The sequence below is a fragment of the Holophagaceae bacterium genome, from assembly GCA_016720465.1.
In the GTDB taxonomy this organism is placed as follows: Bacteria; Acidobacteriota; Holophagae; order Holophagales; family Holophagaceae; genus JANXPB01.
In genome coordinates this window covers 335,977-352,856 of the sequence record JADKKO010000004.1, presented here as the reverse complement: position 1 = coordinate 352,856, position 16,880 = coordinate 335,977, and the positions used below count along the sequence as shown (strand labels likewise).

The window sequence follows — 16,880 nt, the reverse complement described above, 5'->3', positions numbered from 1 at the left end:
GCCTCCATGAATGGGAGGCGCTGGAATCCTGATGAAATCTTGATGTCCGCTTGCCCTGTCTTGACGCCGTCCTGATCGGAACCGCCACAGTCTGATCCCTGGCCCGAATGGGGCTTGGAGGACGGAATGCGTCGAAATACGATCCTGGGAATGGCATTGTTGATGCCGGGAATCATCTGGGCTCAAGGGACCGATCCCGCAGGCCCAGCAGTGGCGCTCCCGCCTCCATCCGTGGCACCGGCACCCTTCGCCTTCGCGGACTTCACCTGGCTCAACGGTGGCGGCCGCCAGAAGGAGGCGATCCTCGACACGAAATACTTCACCGGCGAATTCCGGGCCGATGTGAACTATGTCTACGACTTCAACCATCCCAAGGACCACACTCTGGTGGGCTCCAGCGAGCTGGGCCGCACCAACGAGATCCATGTCCAACAGCTGGGCATCGGCGGTGATTTCCATTGGGAGAACGTCCGCGGCCGCATCATGACCCAGTTCGGCCTCTACTCCACCATGACGCCCCGCAACGACGCGAGTCCCACCAAGGGACAGTGGCAGACCGACAACGCCTACCGCTACATCTCCGAAGCCTATGGCGGGTACCACTGGGATGTGATGAATGGCATCAACCTCGATGCGGGCATTTTCATGTCCTATGTCGGCCTGTTCAGTTATTACAACTTCGACAACTGGGCCTACCAGCCTTCCTATGTTTCTTCGAACACACCCTGGTTCTTCAACGGCCTGCGGCTCCAGGTCTTCCCCACCGACAAACTGAAGTTCGAGTTGTGGGTCACCAACGGCTGGCAGTCCTACAACATGTTCAACAACACGCCGGGCATCGGCGGCAACTTCACCTGGTCCCCGAATGGCAATGTCCGGGTCATCTCGAACAACTACTTCATCGGTGCCGACACCCTTGGCAACCAGAAGCGCACCCGCCGCCACACGGACAACAGCATCGAGGTGAAGTACTGGGACAAACCCGACCACTTCCTTTCCAAGATGGCCACCTCCTTCACCTTCGATCTGGGGGATGAACAGGGTGGCGGCGTGAGCCGCTCGGGCACGGCAACAGAGCCGAAACAGTATTTTGCAGGTTGGATGTTCTACAACCGCTTCTGGTTCGCTCACGACCGCCATGCCGTCACCCTTGGCGGCGGCGCCATCACCAATCCCGGCCGCTACCTCGTGCTGGTGCCGCCCATCAACGGCGCCACCGCCGCCTCCGGGACGCCCTACTTCACGGCCAATCCTGGCGATCCCTACCACGCCTGGGACTGGTCAGCGACCTACGACTACATGCCGAACCAGTGGATCACCTTCCGGGGCGAGTTCAACCGCCGCGGGGCGAACGTGCCTTACTTCGCGGGCTCTGGCGGCGTGACGCCTCCCGGCGGCAACCAGGGGGCTCCGGGTTCGATGGTGCAGGATTGGGCGCCGGATCTCCGCAAGCTCGAAAGCCGCTTGACCTTCGCCCTGCTCGTCAAGTTTTAGGCCTGCGTGATGCCATGCACCCTTCTCTTCCTATCTACCTCCCTTTTGGCCTCTTGGTGGCTTGGGTTGGCTGCAGGACCGCTCTGCGGATGTGGAAAGAGAAATGTAGCCGGGGGGATGTGCTGGTGATGCTCGCCCTGACCTGGCTTCCGCTGGCCATCTGGATATTCATTCAATTCTTTCCCCAGGAGTAGGCATGTCCACCACGATGCTGATCGCAGCCATCCTGACGCTGGCCCTGCTGGGCTACCTGATCTTTGCGCTCCTAAAGCCGGAGAAGTTCCAATGACCCACGCCTGGATCCAAAACATCCTCTTTCTGGTTTTGCTCTTGGCCTTGGCCGTTCCTTTGGGGCCATTCATCGCCAAGGTCATGGAAGGGGAGCGCACCTTCCTCCATCCCGTGCTGGGCCCCGTGGAGCGGGGTTTCTACCGCCTCATGGGCATCACCGGGCAGGAGGACATGGGCTGGAAAAGCTATGCCTGGGCCATCGCCCTGTTCAACCTGCTGGGCATCGCGGCCGTCTTCCTGCTGCAAAAAATCCAGGCGCTTCCGGTGCTGAACCCCGAAGCCATGGTCAAGGTGCCCACGGACCTGGCCTTGAACACCGCGGTGAGCTTTGCCACCAACACCAATTGGCAGGCCTATGGCGGCGAGACCGCCATGAGCTACCTCACCCAGATGCTGGGCCTCACGGTGCAGAACTTTCTATCGGCGGCTACCGCCATCGCGGTGCTGGTGGCGCTGATCCGGGGCCTGGTCCGGCGCACGGCGGATGGCATCGGCAATGCCTGGGCGGACCTGATCCGCAGCACGCTCTACGTGCTCCTGCCCCTGAGCCTGGTCATCGCCCTCCTGTTGGTTTCCCAGGGTGCCATCCAGAACTTCTCGGCCTACGTGCGCACCGCCTCAGGGCAGATCATCGCCATGGGACCGGCCGCTTCCCAGGTGGCCATCAAGATGCTTGGCACCAACGGTGGCGGCTTCTTCAATGCGAATTCCGCCCACCCCTTCGAGAACCCGACCGCCTTCAGCAACCTGATCCACATGCTCGCCATATTTGTGATCCCGGCGGCCCTTTGTTTCACCTTCGGCCGGATGGTGAAGGACAAGCGCCAGGGCTGGGCGATTCTCGCCGCCATGACCGTCATCTTTGTGGGCGCTCTGGCGGTCACCACCTGGGCTGAAGCCAATGGCAACCCGGGCTTGAAGGCCTTGCCGGTGGACCAGATTGTTTCCATCCAGCAGGGCGGGGGCAACATGGAGGGGAAGGAAATCCGCTTCGGCACCGGGGCCACCAGCCTTTTCGCCACCATCACGACCTCTGCTTCCTGCGGGGCGATCAATGGATGGCACGATTCCTTCACGCCCTTGGGCGGTTTGGTTCCGCTTTGGTTGATGGAGCTGGGCGAGGTCGTCTTCGGCGGCGTGGGCTCGGGCCTGTACGGCATGCTGATGTTCGCCCTGGTGGGTGTCTTCATCGGCGGCCTCATGGTGGGGCGCACGCCTGAGTACCTGGGGAAGAAGATCGAAGCTTTCGAGATGAAGATGGCCTCCATCGCCATCCTCCTGCCCTCCGCGGCGATCCTCATCGGGACGGCCGTTGCGGTGCTTCTGCCCGTGGCCACCGCCTCCATCTCGAATCCCGGGCCCCATGGCTTCTCGCAGATCCTCTATGCCTTCAGCAGCGCCACCCAGAACAACGGCAGCGCCTTCGGCGGCCTTAGTGTCAACATCCCCTTCTACAACTACGGCCTGGCGCTGGCCATGATCGTGGGGCGTTTCGGTGTGATCTTCCCGGTGCTCGCCATCGCGGGTTCCCTGGGACGCAAGAAATACACGCCCGAAAGCTTGGGCACACTGCCCACGCACACACCGCTTTTCGTGGGCGTGCTGGTCAGCGTGGTGCTGCTGGTGGGCGCGCTCACCTACCTGCCGGCCTTGGCGCTGGGGCCCATTGCTGAACATTTGTCGTTTCACGGAGATATCCGATGACGTCCCACTCCCGGCAGGACAGCCAAGCCCGCCCCCTTTTCGAACCCCGCATCGTGCGCCGCGCGGTGGGCGACGCTTTCCGGAAATTGAATCCCCTGCACCAGCTCCGCAACCCCGTGATGTTCACGGTTTGGGTCTGTAGCGCCGCCACAACGGGTCTGTGGATTCAATCCCTTAGTGGACATGGAGAGGCCCGCCCCACCTTCATCCTGGCCATCGCGCTGTGGCTCTGGTTCACGCTCCTGTTCGCCAATTTCGCCGAAGCCATGGCCGAGGGCCGGGGCAAGGCCCAGGCGGATAGCCTGCGAAAATCCAGGAAGGACGTGCAGGCCAAGAAGCTCCAGGACACTGATAAGAACGGACACGCGGAATTGGTGGCGGCCTCGTCCTTGCGGCTGGGCGACATCGTCCTGGTGGAAGCTGGCGACCAGATTCCCGGCGATGGCGAAGTCATCGAAGGCGTGGCGTCCGTGAATGAGAGCGCCATCACCGGGGAGAGCGCACCGGTCATCCGGGAATCCGGCGGCGACCGCAGCGCCGTCACCGGAGGCACCGTGGTGCTTTCGGACTGGCTGGTGGTGCGGATCACCACCAATCCAGGCGAGACCTTTCTGGATCGCATGATCGCCATGGTGGAGGGCGCCAAGCGTCAGAAAACGCCCAACGAGATCGCCCTGGACATCCTGCTGGCCGGCCTCACCATCGTCTTCCTTCTGGCCACAGCCACACTGCTGCCCTATTCGATCTTCAGCGTGAAAGCGGCGGGCCAAGGGGCACCGGTGACACTCACCGTGCTGGTGGCGCTGCTGGTCTGCCTCATCCCCACCACCATCGGCGGCCTGCTTTCCGCCATCGGCATCGCGGGCATGGACCGCATGATCCAGGCCAATGTCATCGCCACTTCGGGCCGCGCGGTGGAAGCCGCCGGAGATGTGGACGTCCTCCTGCTCGACAAGACCGGGACCATCACGCTGGGCAACCGGGAAGCCGTGGCATTCATCCCGGCCAATGGCGTGAGTGCCGAAGCGCTGGCGGATGCGGCGCAGCTCTCTTCGTTAGCTGACGAGACGCCGGAAGGCCGCAGCATCGTCGTGCTGGCCAAGGAGAAGTACGGCCTTCGCGAACGCGACATCCACGCGCTGGACGCCCATTTCGTGCCCTTCACCGCCCAGACCCGCATGAGCGGCGTGAACCTGGGCGCGCGGGAAATCCGGAAAGGCGCCGCTTCGTCCATCGAGACATTTGTGGAGTCCAAAGGCGGGCGCTTTCCCAAGGAATTGAGGGAGGCCGTGGACGCCATCTCCAAAGCCGGGGGCACGCCCCTGGCCGTGGCGGAAGGTCCCCACCCGTTGGGCGTCATTCATCTCAAGGACATCGTGAAGGGCGGCATCAAGGAGCGTTTCGCCGAGCTGCGCAGCATGGGCATCAAGACCGTGATGATCACCGGCGACAATCCGCTCACCGCCGCGGCCATCGCCGCCGAAGCAGGCGTGGATGACTTCCTGGCCCAGGCTACGCCCGAAGACAAGCTCAAGCTCATCCGCGAATACCAGGCGGGCGGGCGACTCGTCGCCATGACCGGAGACGGCACGAATGACGCGCCAGCCTTGGCCCAGGCCGACGTGGCCGTGGCCATGAACTCCGGCACCCAGGCTGCCAAAGAGGCCGGAAACATGGTGGACCTGGACTCCAATCCCACCAAACTCATCGAGATCGTAGAAATCGGCAAGCAGTTGCTGATGACCCGGGGCAGCCTGACGACGTTCAGCATCAGCAACGACGTCGCCAAGTATTTCGCGATCCTGCCCGCGGCCTTCGCCGCCACTTACCCGGCCCTTGGAGCGCTGAACATCATGGGGCTCCACAGTCCGGAGAGCGCTATCCTCTCGGCGGTGATCTTCAATGCCCTCATCATCGTGGTGCTCATCCCCCTGGCCCTGCGAGGCGTGAAGTACCGCGCCGTGGGCGCGGCTCAACTGCTCAAGCGCAATCTGCTGATCTATGGATTGGGCGGCCTGGTGGTGCCCTTCGCGGGCATCAAGGCCATCGATTGGCTGCTCGTCGCAACGCACTTGATCTAAGGAGCTCCCATGAACCTCCAACTCCGCCCCGCGCTTGTCTCCTTCGCCGCGCTCAGCGTGCTCACGGGCCTCGCCTATCCCGCCCTCGTCGCGGGCCTGGCCAAGGTCGTCTTTCCCCGGCAGGCCGCCGGGAGCCTTGTTCACAAAGACAACAAGGTGATCGGTTCCGAACTCATCGGCCAATCCTTCACGGATCCCGGCCATTTCTGGGGGCGTCCTTCATCCACCTCAGGTCCCGATGGCAAGCCGCTGCCCTACAACGGCGGCAACAGCGGCGGCAGCAACCTGGCGCCAAGCAATCCCGGTCTGAAGAAAGCCGTGGAAGAACGCATCGCAGCTTTGAAGGCGGCCGATCCAGAACAGCAGGGTTTGGTGCCCGTGGATCTGGTGACGGCCTCCGGAAGTGGTCTGGATCCCCACATAAGCCCCGCCGCCGCCGCGTACCAGATTCATCGCGTGGCCAAGGCCCGCGCGCTTGATCAATCCCGAGTGCAAGCTTTGGTGGCGGCCCACACGGAACAACCTCAGTTCGGGGTGTTGGGGGACGTCCGTGTGAATGTTCTGAAGCTGAACATGGATTTGGATGGATTGCGTTGACCCCCCGCTGCGCTGGACGAAGGAGGCCGCATGGGCCCATCGGCCCTCGGCAGACCTTGGATGGTTTTCTCGACGAGCTCCACTTCCTTCGGATGCAGAAGCTTTTAAGGACCGTGCCCGGATCCGGGGAATAAGCTATCCCCATGGATGTCCAACGCCCCGATCCCGATGCGCTGCTCCGCCAGGTGCAGGACGAGGAAGCGAGGAAGCAGCGAGCGCAGCTGAAAGTCTTCTTTGGCGCTGCGCCGGGGGTGGGGAAGACCTACGCCATGCTGACGGAAGCCCGCGTGTTGCAGGCGGAAGGCGTGGATGTGGTCATCGGCGTGGTGGAGACCCACGGGCGCTCCGAGACCGCCGCCCTGGCGGAAGGCCTGGAGGAAATCCCCAAGCGGGACCTCGCGTACCGGGGTGTTTTCTATCCTGAATTCGACCTCGATGCCGCCTTGAAGCGCCGTCCGGGGCTCATCCTCATGGATGAGCTGGCCCACACGAACATCATGGGCGCCCTCCACGATAAGCGGTGGCAGGACGTCATGGACCTGCTGGATGCGGGAATCGACGTCTATACCACCATCAACGTGCAGCATATGGAAAGCCTGCGGGACGTGGTGGCCCAGATCACGGGCATCATCGTGCGCGAATCCGTGCCGGACACGGTGCTGGAACGGGCGGACGAGGTCGAGCTAGTGGACCTCCAGCCCGAAGAGCTGCAGCAGCGCCTGAAGGAGGGCAAGGTCTATGTGCCGGACCAGGCGCGGGCCGCGCTGGACCGCTTCTTCCGCAAGGGCAACCTGCTGGCCCTCCGGGAGCTGGCCCTGCGCCGGACGGCGGATCGCGTGGATGCGGAGATGCGCCGCTACATGGCGTCCGAGGGCATCGTCAAGACCTGGGCCGCAGGCGACCGCCTGCTGGTCTGCGTGGGACCCAACGAAATGTCCCGGCGGGTGGTGCGCGCCACCCGCCGCATGGCGGAGGCGCTTGGCGGCGCCGAGTGGATGGCGGTCTACGTGGAGACCACCCGGCATGTGCGTTATGGCGACCAGGACCGCGCGCGGATCGACGAAAACCTGAGGCTCGCCGAGCGGTTGGGGGCCGAAACCGTCGTGTTGCAGGGCGGCCAGGCGCTCGCCGAGGACATCCTCAACCTGGCCCGCTCCCGGAATGTCACCAAGATCGTGGTGGGCAAGCCCACCCGGTCCCGTTGGCTGGAGTTGTTGACGGGTTCCCTGGTGGACGAGCTGGTGAGAGGCAGCGGGGACATCGATGTCTATGTCATCACCGGGGAATCCAGCGGCGATGCGGCGAAACCCAGCCTCCGCCCGCGTGAACACAGCCCCTTCCACCATTACCTATGGGCGGCGGCGGCCGTGGCCCTCTCCTCGGGGATTTCCCACCTGATCTTCCGGCTCGTGAATCTGGAAGACGTGGTCATGGTGTACCTGCTGGGCATCGTGGTGGTGGCCGTGCGCTTCGGCCGCGGGCCATCGCTCACTGCGTCGTTGCTCAGCGTTTTAGCCTTCGACTTTTTCTTCGTGCCGCCCTACCTCACTTTCACTGTCTCGGATTTCCGGCATCTGGGCACCTTTGGAGTGATGCTTTCGGTGGGCCTGGTCATCGGCAATCTCACCGCGCAGATCCGGGAGCAGGCGATCCTGGCCCGCAGCCGGGAAGAACGCACCCAGGCTTTGTACCGCTTGAGCCGGGAACTGGCCAGAGGCGCGGATTCAGCGCCGCTCGTGGCTTCCGCCATCCGCAACCTTGCCTCGCAATTCCACAGCAAGGTCGTGGTGCTGCTGCCGGATGACGACGGGCGGCTCAAGCCTTCCGAACTCGAACCGGCCTACCCCATCCATGACCAGGAACTGGGCGTCGCCCGCTGGGTGTTCGAACACGGCGAACCTGCGGGGCTCGGGACCGACACGCTCCCAGGCGCCAAGGCCATGTACCTGCCCATGCTGGGTGCCGGAGGTCCCATCGGGGTGTTGGGCATCCAGCCGGAGGGTTCCGTAGCCTTATTGGAGCCTGGCCAGAAGCATCTGATGGAGGCCTTCGCCAACCAAACCGCCTTGGCGCTGGAGCGGACGCAGCTGTCTGAGCAGCGCAGCCGGACCCAGGTCCAGATGGAACGCGAGCAGATGCGCAATGCCTTGCTCAGTTCTGTGAGCCATGACCTCCGCACGCCGCTGGGCACTATCACTGGCGCGGCATCCGCCTTGCTGGATGAGTCTGCGCAGATGGCCGAGGGAACCCGGCGGGAGATGCTGCAGACCATCCAGGAGGAAGCCCATCGCCTCCATCGCCTGGTCACGAATCTGTTGGACCTGACGCGGTTGGAATCCGGTGCCTTGGCGGTGCGCAAGGAATGGACTCCCATGGAAGAGGTGGTCGGCGCGGCTTTGAACCGCATCGAATCCCAGATCCTCAACCGGGATGTCCGCGTGGAACTGCCGCCTGATCTGCCGCTCGTGCCGTTGGATCCAGTGCTCTTCGAACAGGTCGTCATCAATCTGGTGGAGAATGCCGTCAAGTTTTCGCCAGCGGACCGGCCCATCACCATCAAAGCCTGGGCCACGGAGCGCAACCTCACCTTGGTGGTGCAGGACAATGGGCCGGGCATCCCCGAGGGCCATGAAGAACGCATCTTCGAGAAGCTCGTGCGGCTTCCGGGCACCAGCGCCCCCGGAGCCGGACTCGGCCTCGCCATCTGCCGGGGCATCGTCCAGGCCCATGGGGGCCGCATCCAGGCGGCCAACCGGCCCATGGGCGGCGCGCAGATCCTCGTGAGCCTGCCGTTGGAAGGTGTCCCCCCAAGTCCACCCTCGGAGGTGGCATGACCGGAGAAATCACGCTCCTGGTGGTGGAGGACGAACCCCAGATGCTGCGGTTCTTGAGGGCCTCGCTGCAAAGCCACGGCTACCGGATGTTGGAAGCCGCCACCGCCGAGGAGGGCATGCGTCTGGCCACGCTTCATCAGCCCGATGTCATCCTCACAGACCTGGGGCTGCCAGACTTGGACGGCCTGGAACTGACCCGGCGCCTGCGCGGGTGGACGGACCGCCCCATCCTCGTCATCTCGGCCCGGGGGCAGGAAGAGGACAAAGTGAAGGCTCTGGATGCCGGAGCGGATGATTACCTGACGAAACCTTTCGGCGTCGGCGAGCTGCTGGCGCGCATCCGCGTGGCGCTGCGCCACACCCAGCGCCGCGGGGAAGCGGAGGATCCGATTTTCGAGCTGGGACGCTGGCGGGTGGACCTGGCGAAACGCGAAGTGCGGGTGGAGGGCGTTGAAGTCCATCTCACACCCAACGAATACAAGCTGCTCACCACACTGATCCGGCACGCTGGCAAGGTGCTCACCCATCACATGCTGCTGAAGGAAGTCTGGGGCGCCTCTGCGGGGGCCCAGCCCCACTACCTCCGCGTCTACATGGCGCAACTCCGGCAGAAGCTGGAGGAGGACTCCGCGAGGCCCAAGCATCTCATCACCGAGCCGGGGGTTGGCTATCGCCTGAAGCTGGAGTAGAAATCCATTTCTCTTCTGTAGGAGCGGTTCGAGGACTTCGGCGAAGCGATAGACTTTTCCATGCCTCCCGAACCCGAAACACCTTCAACCACGGCTGCCCAGGAAGCGGAAGGGCCTTCGCCTTGGATCCCGCTGGGGCACGCGCATCTGTTGTTTTGGGCGGCGCTGGTCTGGCCCGTGGCATCGGGCCTGGTGTTCGGCCCGGCCATGCGGCTGCTCGGCCCGGGAGCCGCGGTCCTTTCCTGGGGCTTCACGGCCGTGTTTTGGGTCCTGGGCGGCGGGGCCATCCTGCTGGGTTTGAAGGGCCAGCAGGATGAAAATCCAGGGCCGCTGAGGCGTGCCGCCTTCATGGCGTCCCTGGTGATCTGGCTCGCGCACGTGGCCATCGGGCTGGTCCTTCGTTTCCGGCATGCGGAGCTCGGCGGGCTCGGCTACGCCTACCTGCGCCTCGACCCGCTGGTAGCGCCCTTCATCGCCGCCGTGCCCCTGATTCTGCTCATGGCCTCCCGCGAGGAGCAGAGCGGCGGCACCTTCGACGCTGCCGCCGCGGTCCTGGCGATGCTGGGCGGGCTTGGGTTCCTGGGGCCCTTCCTGCTGGGCTTCGGAGCGCTGGTCGGCGGACATCCGCTGCTGGCAGCGGCCTGGGATGCCTTGCGCCGGCCTACCGAAGCCATGAGAGGCGAATGGTCCGATGGGGGCGACGAGGCATTGCGGGGCCGCAGCCTCGGCCAGATGGCCCTCGCATTCATCCTGAGCGCTCCGCTCCTGGCGCTTCTGATGGTGGTCTCAGGCCGTTTCGGCCATGGTGGATTCGACTTGGCCGCCCAGTGGATCCGGCCTTTGGCAGCGTGGCTGACCTCGCTTCTGCTTGGTATCGCCTCGCTGCGATCCCTACGGCACGCGGGCGCCCGGGAGGGCCGGGGCATGGCCGTGGTGGCGCTGGCGCTGTGCGGACTGCTGTTCTTGCCCATGCTTCTGCTGCTGGTGTTCCTGCTGCTGCTCGCCACCAAGGTCATCCGGCTGTAGGCCGTCAGAAAACCACTGAGCGCGGGTCGAGAGCACCCCAGAGCCCGATCACGCCACCCAGATCTCCGGTGGGACTGGATGGCTCAGGAAGTGGGTCATGCCCTCGCTGAATCCGTAGGCGCCGGTGCGGCCGAAAGCCAGGAGATCGCCGGGAGCGAGGTCCGCTGGCAGGTCCGCTTCACCCACGCGATCCAGGCTGGTGCAGAGCGGGCCCGCCAACGTGGTACGCGCCATTGGCCCCGACTTCCCCACCGCCCGCACGGGAAAGGATTCGCCCGTGAGGAGCGGCCGCAGCAGGTGGTTGATGCCGCCTTCGAGAATCGCGAAGCGCGTGCCGCGGCTTTCCTTGATGCGGACCACGCGGGCCAGGTAGAGGCCGCAGGGCGCTGCGAGGAAACGGCCAGGTTCCAGGATCAGTTCGCCCTTGAACCAGGAATGTTCGCGCTGCAATTGGCTGAGGCCCCGGCCCAGCGCCTCCACATCCAGCTCCGGTTGATCGGCCGAGTAGGCCACGCCCAGGCCGCCGCCGAGATCGATCTGTTCGAGATCCAGTCCGTGTTCGCGATGCAAGCGGGCGGCCATCTCCAGCACCATGCGGTGCGTGGCGAGCAGTTTCCGCACATCACGCTGATTGCTGGCGGCGAACACGTGGAGACCGCGGATGCGGACATGGCTCAAGGCTTTCGCTCGTTCAAGAATGCCAGGCAGTTGTTCTTCATCGACCCCAAAGGCCGAAGGCCCGACGCCGCCGATGATGCGGTTGCCCTCCTCGGCGCCGGTCGAGGGGTGGACACGCAGATTCACGGCTAATTCTGTTCCGCTTATTTCATCAAGGCGGGCCAGATCCTCCCAGCCTTCGGCCTGGATCCGCACTTTCATCTTTAGCGCGAGCTCCAGTTCTTCTCGGCGTTTCCCAGGGCCTGCGAAAAAGATGCGTCCAGGTGGCAAGGACAATTCCTTCACGCGGCGCAATTCCCCGATCGAGGCGCAGTCGAAGCTGGCGCCCAGGGCCGCGAACTGTTGCAGCAATTCCGGATGGGGGTTGGCCTTCACCGCGTAGGCCAGGCGGACGTTTTCCGGCAAGGCTGCGCGAAGGCGCTTGAACTGGGCCCCGGCGGTGGGGCCGTGGTAGGCGAAGAGGGGCGTCCCGTGGGCTTCCGCGAGGGCAGAGCAGGCGTCGTCAGCGAAGGGGAAGAGGCTCATCAGGCCTTCCAGAAGGGCGCCATGCGCCTGACTCCCTCGGTGATCTGCTCGGGAGACGCGGCGAAACTCAAGCGTGCGAAGCGCTTTCCCTGCTCCCCGAAGGTGGAACCCGGCACCAGCACGACACCGCCCTCGTCACGCAGGCGGATGCAGAAGGCCCATGGATCGGCCAGGGCGGCGTCGGGTAGCTCCATCCAGTGATAGAACGCCCCATCCGGCGGCGCGGCGTCCTGGCCTAAATGGGTGTTCAGGGCGGCCCGCAGCGCCTCCCAGCGCACGCGGATCTCGTGCTGGGCGGCGATGAATATGTTCTGGGAATCCTCCACCAGCGCCTGCGCTGCGCGCTGGGCCGGATGCGTGGCGCCGGTGACGGCGTATCCGTGCACGGTGCGGGCGGGGCCAAGCCAGCCAGGGTCGCCCAGGATCCAGCCCACGCGGAGGCCCGGCGAGCCCCAGGCCTTGCTTACGGAGGTGATGACCAGAGCATAGCCGGAGACATCGCGCAAGCTCGGCGGTCGCGTCCCGAAGTGGAGATCCAGGTACACCTCGTCGCTCACGAGCATTACACGGCGGGCTTCGCAGGCCTCCGCGATGCGCCGCAGTTCATCCGGCGTGGTGGCGCCGCCGGTGGGGTTCGAGGGCGAATTCACCACCACCGCCTTGATGTTTGGATTGGAGCGGAGTGCCGCAATGACGGGGTCCGCTTTCAGGCGGAACCGGTCCGAGGCATCCAACGGGTAGAACACGGCTTCGGCCCCGGCCAGGTGGGCCAGCGAGGTGTAGGCCGGGAAGAACGGATCCGGCACCAGGACCTCGTCGCCTGGATTGAGGAAGGCGAGGAACAGGGAGAAGAGGGCGCCTTCGCTGCCGCAGGTGATGAGCACTTCATCCCGGGTGGCGCCGTGGAACTTGGCCACGGCGTCGCGCAGTTCCGGCAGGCCGAAATTGGGGCCGTAGGGGCAGGGGCCGGAGGTCTCCCTCAGGGCCTTCAATCCGGCAGCCGGCATATCCCAGGTGGGTTCCCCGAGGCCCAGGGGGATGACCGAGGGCGCTGCGCCTTCGCTGAGCATGCGGATGGGCGACGGCTTGAGTTGGGCGAGGCGGAGGGCGGGCTGCAGCATGACTTGATCGTCGCCTGTCGCGCGGCTCATCGCAATGCGTCTTCGAGGGTCGTAGCGGCATCGGTTCGCGCGTCACGGTATTTCACGATCATGGGCGCTGAGACCTGAAGGCCATTTTCCTTGGCAAAGCCGCCGCTGGCGGGCCTGGAACCCTGCACCACCACGGCGCCTTCGGGGACTTCCTTGCGCCATTCCCTGCCCTTTATCAAATCGTAAATAGTAGTGGAGCCGGTGATGATGACGCCGCTGGCCAGTACGGCGCGGGCCCGCACATGGATGCCTTCGAACAGGCCCACCAGGCCGCCCACGAAGACATCATCCTCGATGATCACAGGGCTGGCGCCGGCGGGTTCCAGCACGCCGCCTACTTGAGCCGCGGCGCTCACGTGGACGCGCTTGCCCACCTGGGCGCAGGAGCCCACGAGCGCGTGGCTGTCCACCAGCGTGCCTTCATCCACATAGGCGCCCACGTTCACGTAGGCCGGGGGCATCACCACCACGCCTTTCGCAATGAAGGCCCCGCGGCGCAGGGTGCTGCCGCCGGGCACGATGCGCACACCATCTTCCAGAGTGAAGCTCCGGGCCGGGTAGGCGCCCTTGTCGAAGAAGGCGAAGCCCGGCACCGAAAGATCCTGCATGGAAGAATTCCGGAAGCCGGACAGGATGGCCTGCTTCACCCAGGCGTTGACGCGCCAGCCACCCTTCCCGTCCGGCTCCGCGGCGCGCAGCGATCCGGATTCCAACGCCGCCAGCAGGCCTTCGTGGGCTTCAGGCCGGCGCGGATCCGAAGCGATGGCATCCGCGCTTTGGCTGTAGAAGCTTTTCAGATCGTCAAGATTCATAACGATATTCCCGGAAGGGTGCCCTCGGCCGCGAGGCAGAGCGCTTCGGCGAGGCGCTGGCGTGTGGAGGCTTCAGGCGGCGTGAGGGGCAGGCGCAGCATGTCCCCGCCCATGCCCAGGAGCTTGAGGCCCGCCTTCAACGGGATGGGATTGCTCTCCGCGAACAGCGCATTGATGAGCGGCAGCAGCCGGGTCTGATGGGCTTGGGCCTCCTCCAGGTCGCCGGCCAGCGCTGCATCGACCAGGGCCTTGGTCTCCCGGGGCAGCAGGTTTCCGAGCACGGAGATCAAGCCCTTGGCGCCCGCGGCGATGCTGGGCAGCGCCAGATTGTCATCGCCCGACAACAGTGTCTTTCCTGGCGGAAGGCTGCTGATCTCTTCGACAATCTGCCCGAGGTTGCCGCTGGATTCTTTCACTGCGACCACCTGCGGGTTTTCCCAAAGCAGCGCCAGGGTCGAAGGCACCAGGTTTTGTCCTGTGCGGCCGGGCACGTTGTAGACGATGATCGGCAGGCCCGGCGCGGCGTCGGCTGCGGCCTGGTAGTGGGCGACCAGGCCTGAGGCCGTGGGCTTGTTGTAGGGCGGGGTGACCACCAGGACGCCGTCGGCGCCAAGGTTCTGGGCCCGGGCGCACCACCCCGCCGCCTGGGCCGTGGAGCTGCTGCCCGCGCCCACCACCACCGGTTTTCCGTTGGCCATGTCGCGGCAGGCGATGATCAACGCGTCCCGTTCCGAATCGTTCAGGGTGGCTGCCTCGCCGGTGGAGCCCAGCACCACCAGGAAGTCCACGCCCCCATGGACCACATGCTTCACCAGGCGTTTGAAGGCCGGCAGGTCCACGGCGCCGCCGGGGGTGAAGGGCGTGGCCAGCGCCACCCCGAGTCCTTTGAAAATCGCGCTCATGGATTCACCTCCAGAAACAGCGGATCTAGCAATTCCTTGGCGACTTCGGCCATGGTGAACACGCCTTTCCGACCCCGGATCCACCGGGCGGCCTGGAGCGCGCCTTCGGCATAGGGCATGGCGGACCGGGCCGAATGATGCAGCTCGAGCACTTCCCCGGGCGAGTCCAGGCCCACGATATGGGAGCTGTAGGTGTAGCCCGCGCGGATGCTGGAGACGTTGAGCTGGAACGGCTTGACGTCCTGGCCAGCGGCCGGGATGGCCCATTCGGTCTTGCGCGGACAGCCCTTCATGAGCGTGGCCGCCAGCAGCTTCGCGGTGCCGCTGGGGGCATCGTGCTTCCGTGCGTGGTGGTGTTCCACCAGGTAGGGATCCTTGCTTTCGTCCTGGGCCGCGAAGCGCGCGAGGATCAGGCTCAACCGCGCGTAGAGCGCGACGGTCAGCGAAAAATTCGGCGCGGTGAGGACCGCGATTTTCTGGCCGATGCGATCGGACAGATTGGGGATTTCCCATCCGGTGGTGCCGATCAGGAAATCCGCGCCCTGTTCGAGGCACCAGTCCAGGTGCGGGGAAACCGCGGCGCCGGAACTGGCGTCGATGGCGACATCCACATCGTCCAGGGGGATTTCATTCCGCCCGATGCACCAGGCCAGGTCCGGCCCGGCCAATTCCGCGATGGCCGATCCCAGGCGGCCTCTCCCGAACACACCGATCTTCATGCGGCCCCCCTCCCGTCGTCCTTGGATTCGATCAGCGCCGCGTGGAGCCGGCGCAGGGTTTCATCCACCTTTTCGCGCTGGATGACGATGCTCAGGTTGATCTCGTTGGCCCCCATCGAGATCATCTCGATATTGATGTCCGCCAGGGCGCCGAAAAGTCGGGAACCCAGTCCAGCCGTGTGTTTCAAGCGTTCGCCCACCACGGCCACGATGGCCCGGTCTTCGGCGACCTGGATGGTGGCGAAGGAGGACAGCTCCTTGATGAGCGCCTTCAGCGGCGCGTCCGATTCAACAGTCAGCGACACGCTGATTTCCGCCGTGGCCACCAGATCCACGCTGATGTTCAGGCGGCCGAAGACCTCGAAGAGCCGCGCCAGGAAGCCGCTCTGGGCGAGCATCCGGGAACTGCTCACCGTCAGCACCGTGATGGGACCGCGGCTGGCCAGCGCTGTGACCGAGCGGCCCGTGTGGACCTCGCCGGTGATGGTCGTGAAGCGGCCCTTCGGTTTCTGGGTGTGGCGCACGGTGACGGGGATCCGGGCTTCCACCGCCGGCTGGATGGTGGCGGGATGGAGCACCTTGGCTCCGAAGGCCGCCAGTTCCGCGGCTTCCGCGAAACTGAGTTCCGGGATGGGGAGCGCACCGGGCACGATGCGCGGATCGCAGGTGAGGACGCCCTCCACATCCGTCCAGATCTGCACCTCGGCGGCCCGCAGGGCCGCGCCGAACAGGGCCGCGGAATAGTCGCTGCCACCGCGCCCCAGCGTGGTGGTGAGGCCCTCCTCCGTGGCTCCGATGTAGCCCTGCGTGACCACGGCCCGACCCGGGCCGAGGAGCGGCGCCAGATGGACCCTGGCCAGTCCCCGGATGGCCGCGGCGTCCGGCTGGCCCTCGCCGAAGGTGCCGTCGGTCCTCATGACCGTTCGGGCGTCGACCCAAGCCGCCTCCACACCCTGGTGCCGCAGGAAGGCTTCGAAAATTCGCGTGGAGAGCTGTTCTCCGAAGGAGGCGATGGCATCCTGGCTCCGGGGGCTCAGCTCGCGCAGGAGCGCCACGCCGCGGAGCAGCAGTTCGATCTGGCCGAAGGCATCGGTGAGCGCCTGGTCCAGAACTTCGGGCACCGCTTCGTCGAACAGGTTTTCGGCGGCCCGGCGGTGGTTCTGGATGAGTTCCTTCAATCGGTCCAGCGCGGCGGGCAGATCGCCCCGCTCCGCATCCGTGGCGGCGGTGAACAGCGCGTTTGTGGTCTTGCCCATGGCGGAAAGCACCACCAGCGGGGCTCCGGGAAGGGCATCCCGGACGAGGCCCGCGGCCTGCCGCATGCAGGCCGCATCGGCGACACTGCTGCCGCCGAATTTCATCACCACGCTGGTGGGC

At 65.1% G+C, this 16,880-nt stretch carries 14 protein-coding genes; 8 read left to right on the top strand and 6 right to left on the bottom strand.

Annotation, left to right across the window (positions count from 1 at the left end; genetic code table 11):
• Window positions 1-150 precede the first annotated feature (150 nt).
• From IPQ13_08960 to IPQ13_08925, 8 genes are all read left to right on the top strand, one after another.
• Window positions 151-1,494 carry a porin gene (locus IPQ13_08960; protein MBL0211023.1) on the top strand — a complete coding sequence of 448 codons (1,344 nt, stop codon included), beginning with the start codon at window positions 151-153 and terminating at the stop codon, window positions 1,492-1,494.
• Between the two features lie 196 nt (window positions 1,495-1,690).
• Window positions 1,691-1,783 carry a K(+)-transporting ATPase subunit F gene (gene kdpF, locus IPQ13_08955; protein MBL0211022.1) on the top strand — a complete coding sequence of 31 codons (93 nt, stop codon included), beginning with the start codon at window positions 1,691-1,693 and terminating at the stop codon, window positions 1,781-1,783.
• Window positions 1,780-3,489 (top strand): potassium-transporting ATPase subunit KdpA, encoded by a 1,710-nt coding sequence (kdpA, locus tag IPQ13_08950; GenBank protein MBL0211021.1) that lies wholly within the window; start codon window positions 1,780-1,782, stop codon window positions 3,487-3,489. Before kdpF ends, kdpA begins: the two co-directional genes overlap by 4 nt.
• Complete coding sequence (kdpB, locus tag IPQ13_08945) at window positions 3,486-5,570, top strand: potassium-transporting ATPase subunit KdpB (GenBank protein MBL0211020.1); 2,085 nt, start codon at window positions 3,486-3,488, stop codon at window positions 5,568-5,570. The genes kdpA and kdpB overlap by 4 nt, the downstream gene beginning before the upstream one ends.
• A gap of 9 nt (window positions 5,571-5,579) precedes the next feature.
• On the top strand, window positions 5,580-6,167 hold the full coding sequence (kdpC, locus tag IPQ13_08940) for a potassium-transporting ATPase subunit KdpC (GenBank protein ID MBL0211019.1): 588 nt from the start codon (window positions 5,580-5,582) through the stop codon (window positions 6,165-6,167).
• Window positions 6,168-6,310: 143 nt separating this feature from the next.
• Window positions 6,311-9,001 carry a sensor histidine kinase KdpD gene (locus IPQ13_08935; GenBank protein MBL0211018.1) on the top strand — a complete coding sequence of 897 codons (2,691 nt, stop codon included), beginning with the start codon at window positions 6,311-6,313 and terminating at the stop codon, window positions 8,999-9,001.
• 8 nt (window positions 9,002-9,009) lie between these two features.
• Window positions 9,010-9,690, top strand: coding sequence for a response regulator (locus IPQ13_08930; protein ID MBL0211017.1), 681 nt, complete (start codon window positions 9,010-9,012; stop codon window positions 9,688-9,690).
• Window positions 9,691-9,750: 60 nt separating this feature from the next.
• Window positions 9,751-10,716 (top strand): hypothetical protein, encoded by a 966-nt coding sequence (locus IPQ13_08925; GenBank protein MBL0211016.1) that lies wholly within the window; start codon window positions 9,751-9,753, stop codon window positions 10,714-10,716.
• 48 nt (window positions 10,717-10,764) lie between these two features.
• On the opposite strand, the gene IPQ13_08920 is transcribed toward IPQ13_08925, so the two are convergent.
• From IPQ13_08920 to lysC, 6 genes are read right to left on the bottom strand one after another with little or no spacing between them, the layout of a single operon-like run.
• Window positions 10,765-11,919 (bottom strand): alanine racemase, encoded by a 1,155-nt coding sequence (locus tag IPQ13_08920; protein MBL0211015.1) that lies wholly within the window; start codon window positions 11,917-11,919, stop codon window positions 10,765-10,767.
• The gene (locus tag IPQ13_08915; protein MBL0211014.1) at window positions 11,919-13,040 is read right to left on the bottom strand and encodes a pyridoxal phosphate-dependent aminotransferase; all 1,122 of its coding nucleotides are present in this window, start codon (window positions 13,038-13,040) and stop codon (window positions 11,919-11,921) included. The genes IPQ13_08920 and IPQ13_08915 overlap by 1 nt, the downstream gene beginning before the upstream one ends.
• A 26-nt stretch (window positions 13,041-13,066) precedes the next feature.
• Window positions 13,067-13,882: a 2,3,4,5-tetrahydropyridine-2,6-dicarboxylate N-succinyltransferase gene (locus tag IPQ13_08910; GenBank protein ID MBL0211013.1), complete on the bottom strand. Its 816-nt coding sequence runs from the start codon at window positions 13,880-13,882 to the stop codon at window positions 13,067-13,069.
• Window positions 13,879-14,784, bottom strand: a complete 906-nt coding sequence (locus IPQ13_08905; GenBank protein MBL0211012.1) for a 4-hydroxy-tetrahydrodipicolinate synthase — start codon at window positions 14,782-14,784, stop codon at window positions 13,879-13,881. The genes IPQ13_08910 and IPQ13_08905 overlap by 4 nt, the downstream gene beginning before the upstream one ends.
• Window positions 14,781-15,503 carry a hypothetical protein gene (locus tag IPQ13_08900; protein ID MBL0211011.1) on the bottom strand — a complete coding sequence of 241 codons (723 nt, stop codon included), beginning with the start codon at window positions 15,501-15,503 and terminating at the stop codon, window positions 14,781-14,783. The genes IPQ13_08905 and IPQ13_08900 overlap by 4 nt, the downstream gene beginning before the upstream one ends.
• Window positions 15,500-16,864 carry a lysine-sensitive aspartokinase 3 gene (lysC, locus tag IPQ13_08895; protein ID MBL0211010.1) on the bottom strand — a complete coding sequence of 455 codons (1,365 nt, stop codon included), beginning with the start codon at window positions 16,862-16,864 and terminating at the stop codon, window positions 15,500-15,502. The genes IPQ13_08900 and lysC overlap by 4 nt, the downstream gene beginning before the upstream one ends.
• Window positions 16,865-16,880: the final 16 nt, after the last annotated feature.